Below are 443 nucleotides of genomic sequence, written 5' to 3'. Positions count from 1 at the left end.
GGCGTCTCGGCGGTGTTCCTCTCGCTCGACGCCGCGCGGATCGGGGTCCAGCTGACGATGCTGGAATCGACGAGCGCGTCGCTCGCGACCATCGGGAACATCGGCCCGGGGTTCGGTCGGGTCGGGCCGTTCGGGAGCTACCTCTTTTTCCCCGACACGTCGAAGCTGCTGATGGTCTTCCTGATGTGGGTCGGTCGGCTGGAGATCGTCCCGGTCGACAGTCGGTGACGGCGCCGGTCGTCCTCGGGAAACCGCCTTTCGACCGGTCGCACGGGCGATACCGACGCGGGCTCTCCGAACGTGGAGAGCGTATCTTCTTAACCGACGGGAATAGTGATCGTCGTATGACGAACACCGACGACGCCGACGGTCAGGACCTGCTCGGACACGTGCTCCTCCCCGTCGCACACGAGGAAGACGCGCTGGCGACGGCTCGGGCGCTC

At 66.6% G+C, this 443-nt stretch carries 1 protein-coding gene and 1 pseudogene; both read left to right on the top strand.

The window, feature by feature from the left end; all coding sequences use genetic code 11:
- Positions 1-228: potassium transporter TrkG (locus tag EXE44_RS18235; protein WP_274595398.1), on the top strand; the 228-nt coding region annotated here is incomplete at its 5' end.
- Between the two features lie 116 nt (positions 229-344).
- Positions 345-443, top strand: a pseudogene (locus EXE44_RS21705) (universal stress protein); the annotation flags it as partial.

It is taken from the genome of Halorubrum sp. SS7 (assembly GCF_005435055.1).
GTDB classification, from domain to species: Archaea; Halobacteriota; Halobacteria; order Halobacteriales; family Haloferacaceae; genus Halorubrum; species Halorubrum salinarum.
Note: the sequence above shows the minus strand (reverse complement) of the source record. Positions and strands in the feature narration are given on the sequence as shown.